This window comes from Limnochorda sp., assembly GCF_047459355.1.
In the GTDB taxonomy this organism is placed as follows: Bacteria; Bacillota; Limnochordia; order Limnochordales; family Limnochordaceae; genus Limnochorda.
Map to the genome: position 1 here is coordinate 57,486 of NZ_VSCV01000004.1, position 20,109 is coordinate 77,594.

Here is a 20,109-nt window from a genome sequence, read left to right on the forward strand (position 1 = left end):
CATGGCCGTCACGGGTATGAACTTCACCCTGCTCTTGCCTGAACTGATCCTGGTGGCCACCGGGATCCTGCTGGTGCTGCTGGATCTGTTCACGGAGCAGAAGCGGGTGCTGGTCTACGCGGGGCTGGCAGGGGTGCTCGCATCCCTGCTGGCCCTGATCCCCGGCTTCGGCACCACCGCCTCCATCTGGGCTGACATGATCCAGGTGGACAGCCTGGCCGGCTTCTTCAAGATCGTCTTCCTGGCCGTCACTGCGCTGGCCCTCCTGGTCTCCCTGGAGTACGTGGAGCGGCGCCAGATCCAAGCCGGGGAGTTCTACGCCCTTCTCATCTTCGCGACGGTGGGCATGTTCCTCATGGCCAGCTCCCTGAACCTCCTGGTCATCTACCTGGGGCTGGAGCTGGTCGCCATCGCGAGCTACGCGCTGGTGGGGCTCTTGAAGCAGGACGGGCGGTCGGTGGAGGCCTCCATCAAGTACCTCCTGGTGAGCTCGGCCACCTCCGCCGTCTTCCTCTTCGGCATCTCCCTGGTCTACGGCACCACGGGAAGCCTCGCCCTGCCCCAGATCGCCCAGGCCCTGGCGGCGGGCGCGGCCAGCCAGCCCGTCCTCTTCGCGGGCATGCTCTTCCTCTTGGCGGGGCTGGCCTTCAAGGTGGCCGCCTTCCCCTTCCACATGTGGGCGCCCGACACGTACGAAGGCTCCCCCACGCCCATCTCCGCCTTCCTGATCACGGGGGCTGAGGCGGCGGGCTTTGCGGCGCTGCTGCGGGTCTTCCTGGTGGGGCTGCCCGGGCTGGCCGATGCGTGGACCACCATCTTTGCGGCCCTCTCGGTCCTCACCATGACCTACGGTAACGTGACCGCCATCAGCCAGACCAAGATCAAGCGGCTCATGGCCTATTCGGCCATCGCCCAAGCGGGGTACGTCCTGGTGGGTCTGGCGGTGGCGACGGGCCAGGGCACCGCGGCCATGCTCTACTACCTCCTGGTCTATGCCTTCATGACCGTGGGCGCCTTTGCCGTCATCATCCTGGTGGCCAACAGCGGCGCCGGCGAGGAGATCAGCGACTTCCGGGGCCTGAGCCAGCGGTCGCCCTTCTTCGCCTGGGCCTTGGTCATCTACTTCCTCTCGCTGATCGGCATCCCGCCCACCGCCGGCTTCTTCGGCAAGCTGAACCTCTTCAGCGCCGCCATCGCCGCGGATATGACTTGGCTGGCGGTGGTCATGGTGATCAACAGCGTCATCTCGGCGCCGTACTACTTCAAGGTGATCCGGACCATGTTCCTAGAGGAGGCGGCCGAGGCCGAGCCCGTGCGGGCGCCCGCCAGCCTCACCTGGGCGACGGCCATCACGTTGGTGGTCACCATCCTGCTGGGGCTGGTCCCCGACCAGGTCTACAGCTGGGTCCGCCTGGTGGCCGGGGCCCTCTGACCCTCCAGCGCTGGAGGCGGATCGAACGACCAACGAAGCCCCTGGGCATCAGCCCAGGGGCTTTCTTGATCTTCCTCTCTCTCGTCTCGCTCGGCAAGGCTTTTGGCACCTGGAGGCCCTGCCCCGCCCTCGGCCCGCTGGGTGCGGAGACGGGGCGGGAACGGGTGGGATCAGCCAGCCCGCCCCTTCCCCTCCTGGTTGGCCTCGGCCAAATCATCCCGGACGCTTCCGGCCGCCAGGGCCACCCCGCTCCGGTGGGCCGCCTGGGCGATCATGTGGGTGCTGACGGGCGAGATAAAGAAGATGAGGGCCACCGCCGCCAAAGGGCGGATCATCACCACCCCGTGCTGGAGGGAGGCGAGCCAGGTCACGCCCAGACCCAAGAGTAGGATGGCCACCGTGCCCACGATCCCTGAGGCGTGGAGCCGGTTGTAGACGTCGGGGAACCGGATGAGGCCGATGGACCCCAAGAGCATCCAGAGGGCCGCGATGAGGATGAGGAGTTCAGCGGCGGTCTCCATCGATGGGCCACCCCTTCCCCAGGTAGTTGGCCAGGGCCAGCGTCCCCACGAAGGAGACAGCCGCCAAGACCAGCATGGCGTCGAAGAAATCGCCCCGAGCGCGCACGCTCCAGACACCCATGATGGCCACCAAATGGACCCCGGCCGCCTCCAAAGCCATGGCCCGGTCCGGCGCCGTGGGGCCCAGGATCACCCGGGCCAGGGCCAGGGCCAAGGAGAGGCCCAAGACCGCCAGGGCGAGATCGAGGAAGGTCATCGTTCCCACACCTCCCGCACCAGCCCCTCAAAGAGCTGCTCTGACTGGGCCACGCTCTCCGGGTCCTTCAGGTCCACCGCGTGGACGTAGAGCCGGCTCCGGTCGGGAGAGAAGCAGACGGAGACCGTTCCCGGGGTGAGGGTGATCAGGTTGGCGACCGTCACCCGTTGCCAGTCCGACAGGGCCGTGACGGGCACGGCCACAATCCCCGGCTGGCGGCCCCGGGGATCGAGGATGAAGCGGCTCACCCACAGGGCCGACTTCAGCTGCTCCCACAAGAGCCGGGCCACCAGCTTCACGGCGCCCCAGGGGGCGCTCAGGTAAAAGCGGCGGCCGTCCTGGCGGACCACCAGCCACGTCAGAAGGGCGCCCACCCCAAAGCCGGCCAGCAGGTTGAGCCAGGAGAAGGGCTCAAAGAAGGAGGCCCAGAGGAGAGCGACCGTCAGGTTCATGAGGAGTTGTCCCATACCTCCACCCCTCCTTGGGGGCGTCTAGAGTCCGGCGTGGGCCAAGACGGCAGCCGCCTGCGGCCCGAGGACGGCGGCCACATACCGGGCCGGATCCATCAGCTCGAGCGCGGTGGCGTAGCTGTAGTCGAAGACGAAGGAGGCGCCCAGACCCATGCCGACCGAGATGAGGAGCAACGCGGCCGCAGGCCACACCAGCGGCGAGGTGGCCCGGGCGTCCAGCCGCCGCTCACCCCGGTCCGGCCCCCAGTAGACGTAGCGCCAGATCTTGATCATGGAGAAGAGGGTCAGGAAGCTCACGGCCACGCTGATGGCGACCACCAGGTACCCTCCCGCCTGCAGGCCGCCCACCATCAGGGCCAGCTTGCTGAAGAAGCCCGAGAAGGGCGGCATCCCCGCGAGGGACAGACCGCTCATGAAGAAGACCGCGGCCAGGACTGGATGGCTCCTGAGCAGGCCGCTCATCCGCTCCAGGTGGCTGGTCCCCGTCACCTCTTCGGTGGCCCCGGCGGTCAGGAAGAGCCCCGTCTTGATCACCATGTTGTGGACGATGTGGTAGATGCCGCCGGCCAAGGCGACGGGCGTGTAGAAGCCCAGCCCCATCAGCATGTAGCCGATCTGGCTCACGATGTGGAAGGCCAGGATCCGCTTGAAGTCCATCTGGGCCACGGGTCCCAGCACGCCCAGGACCATGGTGAAGCTGGCCAGGACCAGGAAGAGCCCGTGATGGGTGACGCTCACCTGGCCCACGAAGATCAAGGTGAAGACCCGGAAGAGGGAGTAGATCCCCACCTTGCTCAAGAGGGCCGCGAACAGGCCGGCGATGGCCGTCGGTGCGGTGGGGTAGCTGTAGGGCAGCCAGAAGTAGAGGGGGAAGATGGCCGCCTTCAGCCCGAAGACCACCACGAAGACCACCGCGATGACCAAGAGCCATCCCTGATCGGGGGCGCTGGCCACCTTGACGGCCAGGTCGGCCATGTTGACCGTGCCCAGGGTCCGGTAGAGGATGGCCACCCCTACCAGGAAGAAGGCGGAGGAGAGGGTGTTGATGATGACGTACTTCAGGCCCTCCTGGAGCTGGAAGCGCTCCCCGCCCAGGGTGAGGAGGACGAAGGAGGCGAGGAGTGTCACCTCATAAAAGACGAAGAGGTTGAAGAGGTCCCCGGTCAGGAACGCGCCGTAGACGCCCGCCAGCTGGACGTGGAAGAGCGGGTAGAAGAAGGCCCGCTGCCGCGCCTCATCCAGGGAGCGGACGGCGAACCAGAAGGTGATGGCCCCGACCACGCCTGCGACCAGCACCAAGAGCACGTTGAGCCGGTCGGCGACGAAGAGGATACCGTAGGGGGCCGGCCAGTCCCCCGCCCGGTAGACCAGAGGCCCCTCCCGCAGGACCGTGGTGAAGAGGATCAGATCGGCTACGAGGGCGGCCAGCACGCCGGCAGCCCCCACGGCCCGCTGGTAGCGGAGGCGGCCGTGGCCCAAAATCAACAGGACGGCGAAGAGAAGGCTGACCACCACCGGCAGGACAGGCAGGTTGCTCAACGGCGCCAGTTGGAGATTACTCATGGGGTTCCTCCACGCTCCGAAGATCTTCCATGTCGTCGCTCCCCCGGCTCTGGATGGCCTTGTAGGCCAGAACCAGGACGAAGGCGGTGCTGGCGAAGCCGATGACGATCGCGGTCAGGATCAGGGCCTGGGGGAGCGGGTCGGTGTAGGCCAGCCCCCCGCCGGCCGTGGGGATCCCCCGCCCCACAATGGGCGGCCCGCCTCGCTTCACGCCACCGGAAATGAAGAGCATCAGGTTGGTGGCATGGGAGATGAGCATCGTCCCCAGGACGACCCGGAGCACCTCCCGCTGGAGGAGCAGGTAGACGCCGGCACCCACCAGCAGCCCGATGACCAACGAGGTCAGGAGTTCCACGGCTCGCCCCCCTCTCCTTCCGGCCGGCTCCCCACCCGGACCTCTCCGGCTCCAGGGGCCGCCGGTGCCTCCCGCCCGGCGCCGGCGTCATCCTCCTCCTCGTCCCCACCCCGGTCGCCGGAGATGTTGAGGATGACCGACTGGGTGGTCCCCACCACCACCAGGAAGACCCCCAGGTCGAAAAGCTGGGCCGTGGTCAGCTCCACCTCCACGCCGCCGAGAAGGACCGTGCCAAAATAATGGGTCAGGAACGGCTGGCCCAGCACAAGGCCGATGAGGCCTGTCCCCGCCGCGCAGAAAAGACCAAGGCCGATGAGAACCCACCCGGGCACGGGGATGTACTTGGCCCCCGCACTGCGGCCGCCCACCACCGCCTGGAGCACCAGGGCGGAAGCGGCCACCAGGCCGGCGATGAAGCCGCCTCCGGGCTCGTGGTGGCCCCTCAAGAAGAGGTAGAGGGCCAAGGCCAGGATGAGCGGTGTCGCGAGCCGGGCAATCATCCGCGGGATGAAGGCGTCCATCAGAGCCCCTCCCCCTCCTGCCTCTCAGCCGCCTCCCGCCGGGTCCGGCGGATCCGGCTGCCGACCAGCATGTAGACGCCGAGGGCGGCGATGGAGAGAACCGTGATCTCGCCCAAGGTATCCAGCCCGCGGAAGTCGACCAGGATCACGTTGACGATGTTCCGCCCGCCGCCCAAGGGCAGGCTGTTTTCGATGAAGTACTGGGAGATCGGCTCAAAGAGCTGGGTCCCGTTGGCCCGGATGGAGAGCCAGCTGACCATCGCCCCCGACAGGACCGCGACGGCCAGGTTGAGGCGCCGCCGTCCGGCCGCCACGGGCTTGCGCTCCAGCTTGGGGAAGTGGACGAAGGCCAGGAGCAGGAGCACCACCGAAACCGACTCCACCACCAGCTGGGTCAAGGCCAGGTCGGGCGCCTGCCAGTGGACCCAGAGGAGGACCACCGAGTAGCCGACCACGCCCAGGGTGATGATGGCAGCCAACCCGCTCCGGGTCCGAACCACGAAGAGGGTGCCGGCCACCATCGCCGCCAGGAGGACCAGCTCCACCACCGTGGGCGACGCCAGATCCAGCGGCCGCAAGGCAAAGCCGCCGTTGGCCAAGACGGTCCCGCCCACCAGGACGACGAAGGCGATCAGGATGTAGAGCAGGTAGTCGGCCAGGCGACCCGTCATGTGGCGGTCGGTCACCCGCTGGGCCAGGCCCATGAGGCCGTTGAGGAAGGCCTGGTACGCCCGCTCCGCGGTCCAGCGGGTGGTGAGTCGCTCCAGGAGGGCCCGCAGCCGGTGCCGCGCCGGGTAGAACGCCAGAGCCCCCACCAGGGCTGTGGCGCTCATGAGGAAGGGCGCGTTCACCCCATGCCAGAGGGCGGCGTGGATCTCCACCGGTTGACCCGCCAGGGCGGAGGCGGCCGGATCAATGAGGGAGCCTGTCACCAGATGGGGTCCCAATCCCACCAGCACCGCCACCGCGGTGAGGAGCCCGGGGCTGAGGAGCAAGGCGGGCGACGCTTCCCGGGCCGGACGAGGCGTGGTCCCCCGGGCCTGACCGTCGAAGACCTCATGGAAGAGGACGAAGGAGTAGAGGGCCGTGAGCAGGCTGGCCACCGTGGCCACCCCGGGCAGGAGCCACGCCAGGCCGCCCATCAGGCTTCCCGCCTCCACCAGGCTGGTGAAGATCAGCTCCTTGCTGATGAAGCCGCTCAGCAAGGGAACCCCGGCCAGGGAGAGAGCGCTCAGGGTCATGAAAGCCGCGCTCCAGGGCATAGCCCGCCGCAACCCGCCCAGCTTGGCCAGGTCCCGGGTGCCCGTCTCGTGGTCGACGATGCCCACCACCAGGAAGAGGGCTCCCTTAAAGGTGGCGTGGTTGAAGAGGTGGAAGGCGGCCGCGCCCAGCGCCCCCGGCGTGCCCAGCCCCAGGGCGGCCATGATGAACCCCAGCTGGGAGACGGTCGAGTAGGCCAGGAGCGCCTTGAGATCCCGCTGGCGGAGCGCGGTGTAGGACCCCACCAGCATGGTGAGCAGCCCCACGACCACCACCGGGTAGGTCCAGGCAGCGGTGCCGCCCAGAACCAGGCTGAGCCGACCCACCAAGTAGAGCCCCGCCTTGACCATGGTCGCCGAGTGGAGGTAGGCGCTGACCGGTGTGGGCGCCTCCATGGCCGACGGCAACCAAATGTGGAAGGGCACCTGGGCCGACTTGGTGAAGGCGCCCGCCAAGATCAGCCCGACGATCCACGGGTAGAAAGGATGGGCCTGGATCTCCGACGCCTTCAGGGCCAGCTCCCGCACCGAAAGGGTGCCCGCGCTCAAGGAGAGGAGCAGGAGGCCCACCAGCATCGCGAAGCCGCCGATGACGGTGATGACGAGCGCTTTCAGGGCGCCCTCCCGGGAGGCCTCCCGCTCGTGCCAGTACCCGATGAGGAGAAAGCTGCTGATGCTGGTCAGCTCCCAGAACATGTAGAGCACCAGCAGGTTCTCCGCGAAGACGACGCCCAGCATGGAGCCCATGAAGAGGAGCAGGTAGAGGACAAACTTCGAGTGATCCTCGTCAGGCCCCAGGTAGAAGCGGCTGTACCAGAGGACCAGCGTCCCGATCCCCGCGATGAGGAGGGCGAAGAGCAAGGACCAGCCGTCCAGCCGGAAGCTCAGCGCCAGGCCCAGCTCCTCGATCCACCCGTGGCTCCACACGAGCCCCCCAGGGGGCAGGGCACCCACCTGGGCCACCAGCCACGCGAAGATGGCCAGCGGCACAGCCAAAGCGACGGAAGCCAGCTTCGAACCCGCCCGGTGGCCGAACAAAGCCACCAGACCCGCAGCGACGAAGGGCAGCGTCAAGACCGTTGGCAGCATCGGATCCTCATTTCCTGTCGTCCTCGACGGGAAGGACTATCGTTCTTCGTTCCTATCGACAGGGGACGCCCCTGCCCTGAGGCCTCCGGGAGAAGAATCCCCCATTGGACCTCCGGAAGACGCTTCATGAGGAGAACGAGCAGACCGACGGCTAAGGCACCAGGGCTTCCGCCAGCGGCTCGTCGGCCTCGTCGTCCCCTTCCCCTTCCTCACCCTCCACCTCCACCACTCCCTGCTCCCACTCCAGGAAGGCCAGGGCCAGGTCGTCCTGGACCGTGTGCGCCACCAGCGGCACCCCGGTCCGGTAGGCCGCCTGGGCCACCACATGGCTGCTGACAGGAGAGGTGAGGAAGATGATCAGAATGATGAGAAGGGGCTTCAGGAACAACTTTCCGTGCACGAGGGAGCCCAGGATGGACAGGCCGCCCCCAAGGAGAAGCGCACCGCCTGAGGTGGAGATGGAGGCGGCGTGCAGCCGGTTGTACACATCCTGGAACTTGAAGGTCCCGTAGCTGCTGATGAGCAGCACCAGGGCCCCCAGGAGAATCATGACTTCAGCCACGATCATCATCGACAGGCCGCCCCTTCCCCAGATAGTTGGCGATGGCAACGGTCCCCACGAAGGAGATGGCGGCCAAGACCAAGGCCGCATCCATGAACTCGGTGTGGCCGCTGCGGAGGCTCCAGGTCCCCATGATGGCCAGGAGGTTCACCCCCGCGAGCTCCAGACCCATCGCCCGGTCGGCGGCGGTGGGGCCCAGCACCACCCGGGCGAAGGCCAGCGCCAACGAGAGGCCGAGAACGGCCAGAGCCACATCCAAGAGGACGCTCAATCCCACACCCCCCGCACCATCCGCTCGAACAGCCGCGCCGACGCAACCATGTGGCCGCGCGGGTTCAGATCCAGCACATGGACGTACACCCGCGATCGGTCCGGCGACAGCATGGTCGAGACCGAGCCGGGGGTGTAGGTGATCATGTTGGCCACCATCAACTTCTGCCAGGGTTTCTCCACTTCGAAGGGGATCTCGATGATGCCAGGCTCGGGCCGGCTGCGAGGGTTGAGGATCGTCCATGCCACGTCGATGGTTCCCTTCACCTGTTCCACCAAGAAACGGAGGATAAACCAGATGACGCCCCCCACCGCGCTCAGGTAGAAGCGTTGCCCCGTTGCCCGGGCCGTGAGCCAGGTGAGGACCGCCCCAACCCCAAACCCCAACACGGCCGTCGAAAGGGTGTACGATTCGGTGACCACGATCCAGGCCAGGGTTACGACCAGATTGAGGAGAAGCTGGCCCACGCTATGGCTCCTTCCCGAGTGGTGTTCCGAACCCTCAGCCGCACAAGCTTGGCTGGGCCTCTGCCCGAGGCGCGGAGAACCAGCAGATGGTGCCTGCCCGTTGCGTGTCGGCCCCACAAGGCTTCCGGGGCGCTGCCAGAAGGTCCGGCAGCGGCACATGGAGGAAATCGGAAACGTGCCTGTGGACGCGCCTCGAAAAGGGTGGAAGACACTCCTAGTGTACGGTACAGAAGTGTTCCCGTCAAGTTTTAGGCCATTTTGGGCGGTCTTTGCCGGCCCCGGAGAGGCGTTCTCAGGCTGGAGTTCACAGGCAGGGGTTGGGCCGTAGGGACCGGCACCCGGGGTGCGGACAACGAGAAAGGCCCTTCGGAACCTGCTTCCGAAGGGCCTTTAGCCCAGGCAATGTGGCATCGGGGAGCCAAACAAGAAGCCCACCGGAAAACCGCTTCCGGTGGGCTTTTGCCTTGGTGGACCCGAGGGGATTCGAACCCCCGACCTCCGCGTTGCGAACGCGGCGCTCTCCCAACTGAGCTACAGGCCCGCAGCAAGGCCTAGTATACACCGACCGCGGCCGGGACGCAAGCTCAAGTTCAATCTTGGTGCCGCGGGTCGAAGGCGTCCCGCACCCCATCCCCCAGGAAGCTCCAGGCCAGGACCGATGCGGCGATAAAGAAGCCCGGCGCCAAGATCCACGGGTAGCGGCTGAGCGCGGCCAGGTTCTGCCCGTCGCTCAGCATCAACCCCCAGCTGGCTTGGGGCTCCTGAATACCCAGCCCGATGAAGGAGAGGCTCGCCTCCGACAAGATGAACCCGGGCAGCTGGATGGTCATGGAGACGATCAGGTAGGAGAGGGTGTTGGGGATGATGTGCCGGCGGATGATCCGCCAGGTGCTGGCTCCCGCCGCCCGAGCCCCTTCGACGAACTCCTGGGCCCGCAAGGAGAGGACCATCCCCCGGATCACCCGGGAGAGGCCTGCCCAGCCGATGAACCCGATGATCACCGTCACCAGGAAGAACCGGGTGGTGGAGGACAAGCCCACGGGCAGAATGGCCGAGAGGGCCACCAGAAGGTAGAACTGGGGGATGCTGATGATGATCTCGGCGATCCGCATCATCACGTTGTCCACCTTGCCCCCGAAGTAGCCGGAGGTGGCCCCGTAGACCAAGCCGATGGTGGTGCTGATCAGGATGCCGATGACCCCCACGAAGAGGGTCCGGCGCCCCCCGTACCAGATCCGGGAGAGGATGTCCCGCCCGTACAGGTCGGCGCCCAGGGGGTAGATCACCGCCGGCGGATCGACCCCGTACAGGTGGATGTCCGTCTCAAACAGGCCCAACACCTTGTAGCGATGGCCCCGCACGAAGAACTTGATGGGGAACTTCCCCAGGGAGGGATCGGGCTCGTAGCGGTGCAGGCCCCGGTCCACCTTCGTGTAGGCATAGACGTAGGGCCAGGTGAGCCGCCCGTTCTCATCCCGGAAGTGGATCTTGGTGGGCGGCAGGTAGAACAGGTCCCGGTTGGTCTGGCCCTCCGGGTAGGGCGCAAAGAACTCGGCAAAGATGCAGATGACGTGCAAGACGATCAGGAAAACGCCTGCCACCATGGCCACCCGGTTCCGGCGGAGCCGGCTCCAGGCGATGGCCATGGGCGACCGGGACTGGATCCCTGCTTCAGCGGGCACCTGCGGCAGTTGAGCTTCCACGGCTGGCGACGACATGGCGAGCCTCCTCCGTAGCTGGGGTCAATCGTACCGGATCCTGGGGTCGGACACCGCCAAGAGCACGTCGGCGATTAGGTTGCCGATGACCAACAAAGCACCGCCGACCAGGAGACTCCCCATCACCAGCCAGTAGTCCCGGCTTAAGACAGCACCCAGGATCAGCTTGCCGAGGCCAGGGTAGTTGGTCACCTGCTCGGTCAGGGCCGCGCCGCTCAGGATCATCCCCAGGTCGAACCCAAAGAGGGTGATCAGCGGGTTGAGGGCGTTCCGCAGGGCGTGCTTGTAGATGACCGATCGCTCCGGGAGGCCCTTGGCCCGGGCCGTCCGGACGTAGTCCTGACGGAGCTGGTCCAAGAGCTGGGCCCGCATGTACCGGGAGACGGAAGCGATCTGGGAGGTGGCCAGCACCGCCACGGGGATGATCAGGTGCCGGATCCGGTCGACCACCCGCTCGGGCCAGGTCATCCAGGCGTAATCGATGCTTGTCGCCCCACCCACCGGCAGGGGCCACTGGTAGACCACCACCAGGTAGAGCAGGATCAGGGCCAGGAAGAAGTTGGGAATGGAGAGGCCCACGTAGGAGAAGAAGCTGAAGATCCGGTCCCCCACGGAGTACTGGCGGACCGCCGAGTAGATGCCGATGGGGATGGCAATGATCCAGGCCAGCAGGCTGGCGCTGACGGTGAGGAGGATGGTGTTGAGGGCTCGGGAGCCGATGAGGTAGGCAACGGGCGCGTTGTACGAGAAAGAGCGGCCCATATCCCCGTGAAAGACCATGTTCTTCAGCCAGACCAGGTACTGGACCAGGGGCGGCTGGTCCAGGCCAAACTGGCGGGCCATGGCCTCCAGCGTCTCAGGCCGAATCTGAGGGCTCATCCGGAACTGATCCAGAAAGCTGCCCGGGGCAAGCTGCATGATGAAGAAGCTGACGATGCTGATCCCCAGCAGCATGGGGATCAGGTAGAGCAGCCGGCGTGCGATGTAGCGGAACATGACTTCACCCTCTCCACGGCCTGGGACAGGCCATGAACGCCACCCCAGAGCCCGGAAGCAGGGAGCCCTCGCTCCCCGCTTCCGGACCGTGGGATGGTTCGGTTCGCTTCGTTCCGACCGACTACCGGTCGAGCCAGATCTCTTCGACGTTCCAGAGCGCCTCGAAGGCCACGTTGGCCGCGTAGGCGGTGGGCCGGTAGTTCTTCAGCTCAGGCACGTAGACCTGGTAGCTGTTGGGAACCACCGTGTAGATGAGGGGCTGCTGCTCGCCGGCGATCTCCTGGTACCGGTAGTAGAAGCGGATGCGCTCCTCCTCGTCCAGGATCTTGACGCCCTCGTCGAAGATGTAGTCCAGCTCGGCCTCCCAGTCGGTCGCGGGCGACGTCTGCCCGGGCCACCACATGTGGAGCCCACCGCTGGAATGCCAGACGTTCCGGCCGCCGTTGGGATCGATGCCGCCGCCGGTCAGGCCGATGATGATCGCATCCCAGCCCTCGCCGCTGATCAGGTGGTCGACCAGCACGTTGAAGTCGATGGGCCGGAAGTTGACCTTGATGCCCAGCTTGCCCAGGTCCTCAGTGAGGAGGTTCCCGATGGCCTCCCGCTGGGTGTTCCCCGCGTTGGTCAGGAGGGTGAACTCCACCGGGTTCCCGTCGCTGTCGCGCAGGATGCCGTCGGCGCCCCGGGTGAACCCGGCCTCGGCCAGGAGTTCAGCCGCCTTCTCCAGGCTGTAGGGGTACTGAGGCACGTTGGGCGTGTAGAAGAGAGTGTTGGCCGGCGACTCAGGCCCGTAGGCCGGCACCGCCTCGCCGTTGTAGATGGCGTCCGCGATGGACTGGCGGTCCATGGCGTGGGAGACGGCCTGCCGGAACTTGGTGTTGGTGAACCAGTTGATCTTGGGCGCCGGCACCGTGTTGGGGTTCTGGTTGAAGACGACGAACTGGCTGTCGAAGGTGGGCCCCGAGTTGTGGAGGACCGCCCGGAGCCGGCCCGACTCGATCAGCGCGCGGTACTCCGGCGCCTTGGACGCGGGCAGCCCCATCACGTCCAGGTCACCGTTCCGGAAGGCCAGGTCCATCGACTCGAGGCTGTCGAAGGAGCGGATGACGAACCGGGTCAGGTAGGGCAGCTGGTTGCCCTCCTGGTCCACCTTCCAGTAGTTGGGGTTCCGCTGCAGGAGGACATACTCGCCGGGCCGGAAGTCCACCATGCGGTAGGGGCCGGTCCCGATGATCTCACTGGCGGGCGTGGCCACGCTCCAGACCTCGTTGAAGGTCCCAGCCTCGTAGTAGGGCCGCAGGATGTGGGCCGGCACGATGGGGATCGAGATCTGCCGGAGAATGGGCACGAAGACGTCAGGCAGGTGGAAGCGGACCGTGTAGTCGTCCACCTTTTCGTAGGTCAGGGGCTGGCCGGCGACCAGGAGCCCATCCCGGAAGTTGTTGGGGATGTTGGGGTCGTAGACCAGGTCGAACGAGAAGATGACGTCGTCGGCGGTGAGGGGGTGGCCGTCATGCCACGTGACGCCCTGGCGGAGGTAGAAGGTGTAGGTGAGCCCGTCCTCGCTGACCTCCCACTTGTAGGCCAAGCTCGGCACAACCTCGGCCGTGACGCCGTCGACAGCCACGAGGCCTTCGAAGACGTGCTGGAGCACGTCGTTGGAAGAGCTCTCCTTGTACAGGTAGTAGTTGAAGGTCTTCGGGTCCGAGATCTGGCCCGTTCGGAGCGTCCCGCCGTAGCGGCCGATCTCAGGCACCTCGACGACGGCGGGGACCACGCCTTCGGCCCAGGCTCCCGGGCTGAAGACGGCCACCAGCGCCAGTGACAGGACCATCGCGATCCATCGCTTCACCTATACTCGCCTCCTTCGCTTCTTTGATGTGACCCCGCGGTGCGGTCTTGGACGTTGCCCACTTCACCGGGAAGGCATGGCCCCCGGTCCCCTCGCCCGCCTCTCCGGGCAGTGGCCCCGTACCGGACGTCCCATGTTTTGGCTCATGATTCGTCACAAAGCCCGCGCCTCCTTCCGTCCCTCCCCCACCTCCCCTTCTGGCATCCCCTTCCAGCGGCTCCTTCCGGCAGGGCCGGACCTTGGGGTGGCTTGCCCGGCTGGGGGACATCCTACAAGGGGAGGGAGCGCGGTGCCTCTGGAGTTGACGGTGACGGTGCCCATCCTTGGGGGGAGCCTCCCGCCCCTGCCCCCGCGGGCTGTTCCCGAGCGCTGGACCGACGGGTACCCTGCCGGTGAGGCCAGCCTCCACGGCTCCATCAGCCGGGCCGCTCCCCTCGCCCGGGCCGTGGGCCGGGCCCGGCCCGATCCCGCGGGCCTGGACTGGTTCCTGCTGGCGTGGCGGCTCCACCTTCTGGAGCCCACCGACCGGGGGGAGCTCCTGGCCCCCAAGGTCTTGGCCCAGCGCTGGCAGCAGGTGGGCGTCATCCCCTACCCCCACCAGCTGGAGACGGCCCGGCGGGTGGTGGAGGAGCTGGACGGGCGGGCCATTCTGGCAGATGAGGTGGGCCTGGGCAAGACCTTGGAGGCGGGCCTCATCCTTAAGGAGTACTTGCTGCGGGGCCAGGTGGAGCGGGCCCTCATTCTGGTGCCCCCCAGCCTCATCCTTCAGTGGGACCACGAGCTGCGGGAGAAGCTGGAGATCGACCCCGTCATCCAGCGCCACCCGTCAGACTGGGAGCGGTCCGGGGTGATCCTGGGCTCTTTGGATCTGGCCAAGCGGTCCCCCCACCGGGAGATCCTCCTGGAACAGACCTTCGACCTTCTCATCGTGGATGAGGCCCACAAGCTGAAGAACCCCCGGACCCAAAACCACCAGCTGGTGCGGGCCATCCCCCGGACCTACACCCTCCTGGTCACCGCGACCCCCGTCCAGAACGGGCTGGAGGAGCTTTTCCACCTCACCACCCTCCTCCGCCCCGGTCAGCTGGGCACCTACCGAACCTTTCAGGCGGCCTTCATGATCGACCGCCACACGCCCCGGGCGCCCGAGGAGCTCCGGCGGCTCCTGGGCCGGGTGATGATCCGCCACCGGCACCGGGATGTGGCGCAGCGCCTTCCCGAGCGCCGGGTGGAGACGCTGCTGGTGGAGCCGACGCCCGAGGAGCGGGCCCTGTATGAGGCGGTCACCCGTCTGGTCCAGGAAGGATACCGCCGGGTGGGGAACCTCGGGGGCATGCTCCCCTTGATCACCCTCCAGCGGGAGCTGGTCTCGAGTGTGGAGGCGGCCTGTGCCACCCTGGCCAAGATGCGGTCTGAGGGCACCTTGGACCGGGCCACCGCCGACCAGCTCCTGGAGCAGGCCCGGGCCGTGCCCCGCCAGTCCAAGCTGGAACGGTGTCTGGAGCTGATCCGCCAGACCGAAGGCCAGATCCTCCTCTTCACCGAGTACCGGGCCACCCAGCAGCTCCTCATCCAACGGCTCCAGGCGGAAGGCATCGCCGCCCTGCCCTTCGACGGCAGCCTCTCCACCTCCCGGAAGGCGTACGTCCGGGAGGTCTTCCGCCGGGCCGGGCGGGTCTTGGTCAGCACCGACTCGGGGGCCGAAGGGCTCAACTTCCAGTTCTGCCACCAAGTGCTCCACTACGACCTGCCCTGGAATCCCATGCGCCTGGAACAGCGGATCGGGCGGGTCCACCGCCTGGGCCAGACCCGCCCCGTCCAGGTCTGGACCCTCGCCGTCCGGGACACGGTGGAGGCGTACATGCTCTACCTCCTCCACCAGAAGATCCGCCTCTTTGAGGCGGTCATCGGCGACCTGGAGACCATCCTGGCGGGCCACGTCTTTCAGGGCTCCCTCGAAGCGGCCTTCACCCGGGCCCTGGTGGACGCCCGTGACGAGGCGGACCTCCTGGCCCGGCTGGACGCCCTGGCGGACCAAATCCTGGCGGAGCGACGCCGCCTGGAAAGGAGCCGGGAGCGGATCCCATGGCTGTGACCGGCGATCTTGGCTGGCTGGCCCAGGGGGTCCACCTCCTGGGGGGCCGCTGGCAGGCCCTGGAACCCGATCTGATCCAGGTGGAGCTGCCGCCCGAGGGATGGGCCCAGCTGGAGGGCCGGTTCCTCTCCCCCTTCTTTCCCCCGCCGCCGGCCCCGCCCCGCCTCTGGGCCCTGACGGAAGAGGTCTGGCGGGCCCATCCCGAGGCCGAGTGGCTCCTGCCAGGCGGCCGGCGCCTCCACCAGTGGACCCGGCTGGCCGAGGAGCGGGCCCGGGGCCTGGCCGCCCGGTGGGTGGGCGCCGATCCAGCGGACCTCTCCCCCACCCTCATCCTGCTCTGGCGGGTGACGAGCAGCGGCTCCGGGCGCCTGGCCTGGACCCTGGCCACCACCACCCGCTGGCCCGAGGGCCCCGCCTCTGTGGAAGCCCCCAAAGATGACCCCGTTTGGGCGACGTGGGCCCGGGAGGGGCTGCTTGAGCCGGCGACCCCGCCCGCCCGGCCCCGAGGCTTCCGGCGAGCCTTCGCCGTTACCCTGGAGGCCCTGGCCCACTGGCTGGTCCCCCAGGTCCGTTCGTGGGCCCGAAAGCAGCGGGAGCGGTGGGAAGCGGAGCGGGCCCAGCTGGAGGCCTATTACCGGGCGGTGGCCCAGGAGAAGGGTGACCCCTCCTTGGACGAAGAGCTCCGCCGGCAGGTGGAGGAGCTGGAGCGGAACCTGGCCCCTCGCCTGCGGGCCCGGCCCCTTCTGGGACTCCTCCTCTACCTGCCCGAGGAGGCCCACGCCCAGCTCCTGCCGGCTGAGGTCACCCAGGGGCGGAGCCCCGCCCAAAGCCCCTCGGCGGCAGCACTGCAGGCGCGGCAGCAGGATCCCTGAGCCCCGTCGGGCAGGGTGACCTGGCCCGCGCAGGCCGGACAGAAGGGCTCATCGCACCATGAGCACCATCCCGGCGCGCATTCCCGGCAGAAGGGGCGGGAGCAGGTGCAGGGCCGGGCGCAGGCTGGGCAGAGGAGGCGGGGGCACCGGCAGAGGGTGAGCTCCCCCGCCTCCCGGCCGCACCCCTGACAGGCCAGCCCCGTCCACCGGCCCTGGAGGAGGTTCCACGCCGCCTCCACCTCCAAGACGTCGTCCCGCTCCCCGGGAGGTTCGGCCCGCAGGCTCAAGGCGAGCACCAGATGGGGCACCCAGACCAGGGCGGCGGCCAGGGGCTGGACCTCCACGCCGATCCGGTACCGCTCGGCCACCTCCTCCAGCCGGAGCTGCCGTTCCCGCCGGAGACGGGCGAGGGTCTGCGCCAGCTCCGCCCGGAGGTGGACCAGCTGGTCCCAGGCTTGCTGGGGCAGGCCGGCGGGTCCTGCTCCCGGCAGGAGCCGGCGGGCTTGCAGCTCCTGAAGCTGGTGGAGGAGCGCCCGCACCGGCTCGGCCGCCTCTGCCTCCAGGCCCTGGTAGTACCGGTGGAGCCGCTCCTCCTCCCGCTGGCGCCGCCTCCGGACCCGGTCCCGGAAGGAGCCGCCCAGAAGCTCCAGCCACCGGGGGAGGGACCCCTCCACCCCCCGGGCGAGCTGACGCAAGCCGTAGCCCTGTCCCCGGGCTCCGGGAGCGGGCGATGGGAGGGCGCCGGCGGGCAGCCGGGACGGCTCCACCCAGTGCCCCTCCGCGTCGGCCAGCACCAGGAGCCGCTGCTCTTCCACCACGTCGGACCGCCAAAGGACCCGCCAGGCCGCCAAGAGGTTCTGGCGGTACTCCACCCGGGCCTCATCCAGGCGGAGGCGGATGCGGGCAAGCCGAGGCCCGGGTGGCGGGTAGGGCGGATGGGGCCAGGGATCCAGCGGCAACCGGCCCACCGTCCACCGGGGGAGCCCGTCCAGGGCCGCCAGCCAATCCTCCGAAGGCGGCGGCAGGAAGAACTGGCAGGCCCCTGGCCCTCTCCCGGCGACCGGCACCGCCATCACGGCCGGCCTCCCTCGGCCAGGTCCAGCCAGCCCAGGCGCCGGCGGGCAGCTTCGTAGCGGCGGGCCGCCTGGGTGATCCGCTCCCCCACCCGGGCCAGCACCGCCTCAGGGGGCTCGGGACCAGCCAGAACTTGAGCCAGCTCCGCCTCCACGTTGAGGCCCGCGTCCCCCAGGATCAGCTCCAGCTCGCCCACCACCCGTTCGAAGAGGTTCAGCTTCTCCATCAGAAGCCGGAGGATGCTCTCCTCCAGGCTTCCCTGGAGGACCAGGTGGACCACCTCCACGGGCCGGAGCTGGCCGTAGCGGTGGACCCGCCCGATCCGCTGCTCCAGGCGCATGGGGTTCCAGGGGAGGTCCACGTTGATCACCCGCCGGCAAAACTGCAGGTTGTGGCCCACCGAGCCGGCGTCGGTCGCCACCAGCACCCGCCCTTCCCCCCGGGCGAAGGCCCGCAGGACCGCCTCCCGCTCCCGGGAGCCCATCCCGCCGTGGAGGAGCAGCGGCTCCCAACCCTCCTGCCGGAGCCGCTGGGCCAGGGCCACCTGGGTGCCGCGGAACTCGGTGAAGACCAGGGCCGGCTCCGGCTCCTGGAGGAGGCGAACCGCCGCCTCCAGCTTGGTGCTCACCGGGACCTGACGGCACCAGGCCAGCAGCCGGGCCGCCCGCTCCCGTCCCAGCATCCCCCCGCGGCGGCTCAGGCGCTCCAGGGACTGGGCCAGGCTGGCCGGAGAGCTGGCCGCCTGCTTGAGGAGGGTGACCAGGGCCAGGCGGCCCTTTCCCTGGGGGAGGGCGGCCGCCGCCTCCCGGGCCGCGGCCAGGGCCTGGGCCAAGAGGTGGGCTTCGGCCTCGTTGGGCGCCAGCCGCTCCACCCGGACCCGCCGGGGCGGCAGCTCCAGGGCCGCCTCCCGGCGGGTGGTCCGGACCATCACCTCCCGCAGGCGCTCCCGCAGGAGGGGGAGGTTCCGGGGCTCCCGCCGGTCCAGCATGAAGTACCGGCGGAAGGAGGCGAGGGTGTGGAAATGGCCCGGCCGGAGGAGGGTGACCAGGTGGTACAGCTCCCGCAGCTCGTTCTGCATGGGGGTGGCCGTGAGGAGGAGGAGGTACTTCTTCTGGAGCCCGTCCACCAGCCGGAAGCTCAGGGTGGCCGGGTTCTGAAGGCGGTGGGCCTCGTCGACGACCACCACGTCCCACGACCGCTGGGTCAGGAGCTCCCGCACCTCCGGCCGGCGAGCCCGCTCCAGGGTGGTGATCAGCCGGGGCGCCCGGCTCCACGACCGGGTGCCCCCAGGCCGCTCCAGGGGCACCCCCACCCGTTGGGCCTCCCAGAGCCACTGGCCCACCAACCCCGCCGGGACCAGGGCGAGGAGGGTCTGGGCCAGGCCCCGCTCCATCAGCTCCCGGGCCACCAGGAGCGCTTCCACTGTCTTCCCCAAGCCCACCTCGTCGGCCAGGATGGCCCGGCCTTCCAACGGGCCCAGCACCTGCAGGACCGCGCGCCGCTGGTGGGGCAAGAGCTGGAGGGGCAGCGCCTCCTCGCAGAGGAGGCGGTCCCAGCGGCTGGCCGCGGTGGGGAGGGCCACCGCCTCCTGCCAGGCGGCCCGCCCCCCATCCTGCCCCGCGGCGAGGGGCTCCAGAAAGGCTTCCAGCCTCCCCGTGAAAGTGACCGTCACGGGTTCCATGCCGCCCACCTCCGGGACCCGCTCTCCCCTTCAGTCTTCCCCGGGTGGGCGCCCCATGGTTCCGGCCGGCGGGGGCGAGGAGCCTGGAGCCGCGAGGCTAGGGGCCGATGATGCCGAGGAAGGAGCGGCCGGTGGTCGCCTCCTGCTCTTGGAGAACGCTCCGGATCCCGTCGGCCAGAAGCTCCGCCGCCCGCTTGGCCTCCTCCAGGGTGGTGTGGCGGTACTCGCCGATGAAGACCTGGAGCGCGTTGGGGTGGAGGTTGCCGTTGTAGTCGTCGTGCTGGATCTTCACCCCCCGGGAGAGCCCGGGATAGAGCTGGTCCAGCCGGGCCCGGACCGCCTCGGCGAAGGCCAGGTTCTCCTCCGTGTTGGGGTTGGAAAGATCCCCCACCACGAAGAGGATCCGGGCCGTCCGCTTCCCCCCGATCTCCATCACCGCCAGCCCAGGATCGTCCACCTCAGGCAGCGCGTCCCGGTGCACGTCGATGACGGCCCGGATCCGGTCGTTGGCCGCCAGAACCTGCCGGACCGTCTCCCGGCTGTTGGCGTAGGACTGGCCCCAATCGGGGTAGTCGTGGACTTGGGTGGCATGCAGGGTGCGGATGCCCGCGCCGTTGAGCGCCTCGGCCAAAGCCCGGCCCACTTCGGTGATCTGCCCAGGCTTCCCCGAGGCGTGGGCCGGCTCGGGGGCGTAGTTCTCCGTGGCGTGGGTGTGGTAGATGAGCACCTCCGGCACCTGGGAACGGCCCGCGGGCGGGGGCGCCCCTTCGGGGGATCCGGCGGGCCCTCCCTCCTCAGCCCCGCCGGGCTCGGCGGCCGGAGGCGGCACAGGCCGGGCCGGGGCTCCGGGCCCCACCCCGATGAGCCGAGCGGTGATCACCCCGGCGGCTACCAGGATGAGCAGGACCAGGAGCAGGGTCGGCCCCTTGCGGAGGACCGTGCGGGCTGCTGTGGCCATGGACCGTCCTCCTTTCCAGCCCAAAGATATGGGCCGGGCCGGCGGAGTATGTCCCGCCGGCCCGGCCGAGAGGCGACGATCAGGCCACGGCTCGGTT

The 20,109-nt window shown here is 68.6% G+C and carries 19 protein-coding genes and 1 tRNA gene; 3 read left to right on the forward strand and 17 right to left on the reverse strand.

Going from position 1 to position 20,109, the window contains the following annotated elements:
- Position 1: 1 nt before the first annotated feature.
- On the forward strand, positions 2-1,432 hold the full coding sequence (locus FWJ67_RS03045) for an NADH-quinone oxidoreductase subunit N (RefSeq protein ID WP_414481836.1): 1,431 nt from the start codon (positions 2-4) through the stop codon (positions 1,430-1,432).
- 170 nt (positions 1,433-1,602) lie between these two features.
- On the opposite strand, the gene mnhG (FWJ67_RS03050) is transcribed toward FWJ67_RS03045, so the two are convergent.
- The 14 genes from mnhG (FWJ67_RS03050) to FWJ67_RS03115 form a co-directional block, all read right to left on the reverse strand.
- Entirely contained in the window at positions 1,603-1,953 is a 351-nt protein-coding gene (gene mnhG, locus FWJ67_RS03050) for a monovalent cation/H(+) antiporter subunit G (RefSeq protein ID WP_304173060.1), read from the reverse strand.
- Complete coding sequence (locus tag FWJ67_RS03055) at positions 1,937-2,209, reverse strand: monovalent cation/H+ antiporter complex subunit F (RefSeq protein ID WP_304173058.1); 273 nt, start codon at positions 2,207-2,209, stop codon at positions 1,937-1,939. The genes mnhG (FWJ67_RS03050) and FWJ67_RS03055 overlap by 17 nt, the downstream gene beginning before the upstream one ends.
- A complete protein-coding gene (locus FWJ67_RS03060; protein ID WP_304173056.1) occupies positions 2,206-2,676 on the reverse strand; it encodes a Na+/H+ antiporter subunit E in 471 nt (156 codons plus the stop codon). Before FWJ67_RS03060 ends, FWJ67_RS03055 begins: the two co-directional genes overlap by 4 nt.
- A 24-nt stretch (positions 2,677-2,700) precedes the next feature.
- A complete protein-coding gene (locus FWJ67_RS03065; RefSeq protein ID WP_304173054.1) occupies positions 2,701-4,242 on the reverse strand; it encodes a proton-conducting transporter membrane subunit in 1,542 nt (513 codons plus the stop codon).
- Positions 4,235-4,597, reverse strand: coding sequence for a Na(+)/H(+) antiporter subunit C (locus FWJ67_RS03070; protein ID WP_304173052.1), 363 nt, complete (start codon positions 4,595-4,597; stop codon positions 4,235-4,237). The genes FWJ67_RS03065 and FWJ67_RS03070 overlap by 8 nt, the downstream gene beginning before the upstream one ends.
- Positions 4,585-5,118, reverse strand: a complete 534-nt coding sequence (locus tag FWJ67_RS03075; protein ID WP_414481838.1) for an MnhB domain-containing protein — start codon at positions 5,116-5,118, stop codon at positions 4,585-4,587. The genes FWJ67_RS03070 and FWJ67_RS03075 overlap by 13 nt, the downstream gene beginning before the upstream one ends.
- Positions 5,118-7,466 (reverse strand): hydrogen gas-evolving membrane-bound hydrogenase subunit E, encoded by a 2,349-nt coding sequence (gene mbhE / locus FWJ67_RS03080; protein WP_414481839.1) that lies wholly within the window; start codon positions 7,464-7,466, stop codon positions 5,118-5,120. The genes FWJ67_RS03075 and mbhE overlap by 1 nt, the downstream gene beginning before the upstream one ends.
- Positions 7,467-7,617: 151 nt before the next feature.
- Positions 7,618-8,037: a monovalent cation/H(+) antiporter subunit G gene (gene mnhG / locus FWJ67_RS03085; RefSeq protein ID WP_304173046.1), complete on the reverse strand. Its 420-nt coding sequence runs from the start codon at positions 8,035-8,037 to the stop codon at positions 7,618-7,620.
- A complete protein-coding gene (locus FWJ67_RS03090) occupies positions 8,021-8,299 on the reverse strand; it encodes a monovalent cation/H+ antiporter complex subunit F (RefSeq protein WP_304173044.1) in 279 nt (92 codons plus the stop codon). The genes mnhG (FWJ67_RS03085) and FWJ67_RS03090 overlap by 17 nt, the downstream gene beginning before the upstream one ends.
- Positions 8,296-8,766, reverse strand: a complete 471-nt coding sequence (locus FWJ67_RS03095; RefSeq protein WP_304173041.1) for a Na+/H+ antiporter subunit E — start codon at positions 8,764-8,766, stop codon at positions 8,296-8,298. Before FWJ67_RS03095 ends, FWJ67_RS03090 begins: the two co-directional genes overlap by 4 nt.
- Positions 8,767-9,231: 465 nt before the next feature.
- Positions 9,232-9,307 (reverse strand) — tRNA-Ala (locus FWJ67_RS03100).
- Between the two features lie 49 nt (positions 9,308-9,356).
- On the reverse strand, positions 9,357-10,484 hold the full coding sequence (locus FWJ67_RS03105; protein ID WP_414481840.1) for an ABC transporter permease: 1,128 nt from the start codon (positions 10,482-10,484) through the stop codon (positions 9,357-9,359).
- Positions 10,485-10,508: 24 nt separating this feature from the next.
- Positions 10,509-11,480 carry an ABC transporter permease gene (locus tag FWJ67_RS03110; RefSeq protein ID WP_304173037.1) on the reverse strand — a complete coding sequence of 324 codons (972 nt, stop codon included), beginning with the start codon at positions 11,478-11,480 and terminating at the stop codon, positions 10,509-10,511.
- A 121-nt stretch (positions 11,481-11,601) separates the two neighbouring features.
- Positions 11,602-13,332 (reverse strand): ABC transporter substrate-binding protein, encoded by a 1,731-nt coding sequence (locus FWJ67_RS03115; RefSeq protein WP_414481841.1) that lies wholly within the window; start codon positions 13,330-13,332, stop codon positions 11,602-11,604.
- 289 nt (positions 13,333-13,621) lie between these two features.
- Here FWJ67_RS03115 and FWJ67_RS03120 point away from each other — a divergent pair, with 289 nt between their 5' ends.
- Together FWJ67_RS03120 and FWJ67_RS03125 are read left to right on the forward strand one after the other, a co-directional pair.
- A complete protein-coding gene (locus tag FWJ67_RS03120) occupies positions 13,622-15,427 on the forward strand; it encodes a DEAD/DEAH box helicase (protein WP_304173033.1) in 1,806 nt (601 codons plus the stop codon).
- Entirely contained in the window at positions 15,418-16,299 is an 882-nt protein-coding gene (locus FWJ67_RS03125) for a hypothetical protein (protein WP_304173031.1), read from the forward strand. The genes FWJ67_RS03120 and FWJ67_RS03125 overlap by 10 nt, the downstream gene beginning before the upstream one ends.
- Here FWJ67_RS03125 and FWJ67_RS03130 read toward each other — a convergent pair.
- The 3 genes from FWJ67_RS03130 to spoIIP all read right to left on the reverse strand — a co-directional run bounded on the left by FWJ67_RS03130 (position 16,185) and on the right by spoIIP (position 20,012).
- Positions 16,185-17,372: a hypothetical protein gene (locus FWJ67_RS03130; protein ID WP_304173029.1), complete on the reverse strand. Its 1,188-nt coding sequence runs from the start codon at positions 17,370-17,372 to the stop codon at positions 16,185-16,187. The two genes, FWJ67_RS03125 and FWJ67_RS03130, sit on opposite strands and share 115 nt — an antisense overlap.
- Positions 17,372-19,054: a DEAD/DEAH box helicase gene (locus FWJ67_RS03135; RefSeq protein WP_414482567.1), complete on the reverse strand. Its 1,683-nt coding sequence runs from the start codon at positions 19,052-19,054 to the stop codon at positions 17,372-17,374. Before FWJ67_RS03135 ends, FWJ67_RS03130 begins: the two co-directional genes overlap by 1 nt.
- Positions 19,055-19,151: 97 nt before the next feature.
- The gene (spoIIP, locus tag FWJ67_RS03140) at positions 19,152-20,012 is read right to left on the reverse strand and encodes a stage II sporulation protein P (protein ID WP_304173025.1); all 861 of its coding nucleotides are present in this window, start codon (positions 20,010-20,012) and stop codon (positions 19,152-19,154) included.
- Between the last annotated feature and the right edge of the window lie 97 nt (positions 20,013-20,109).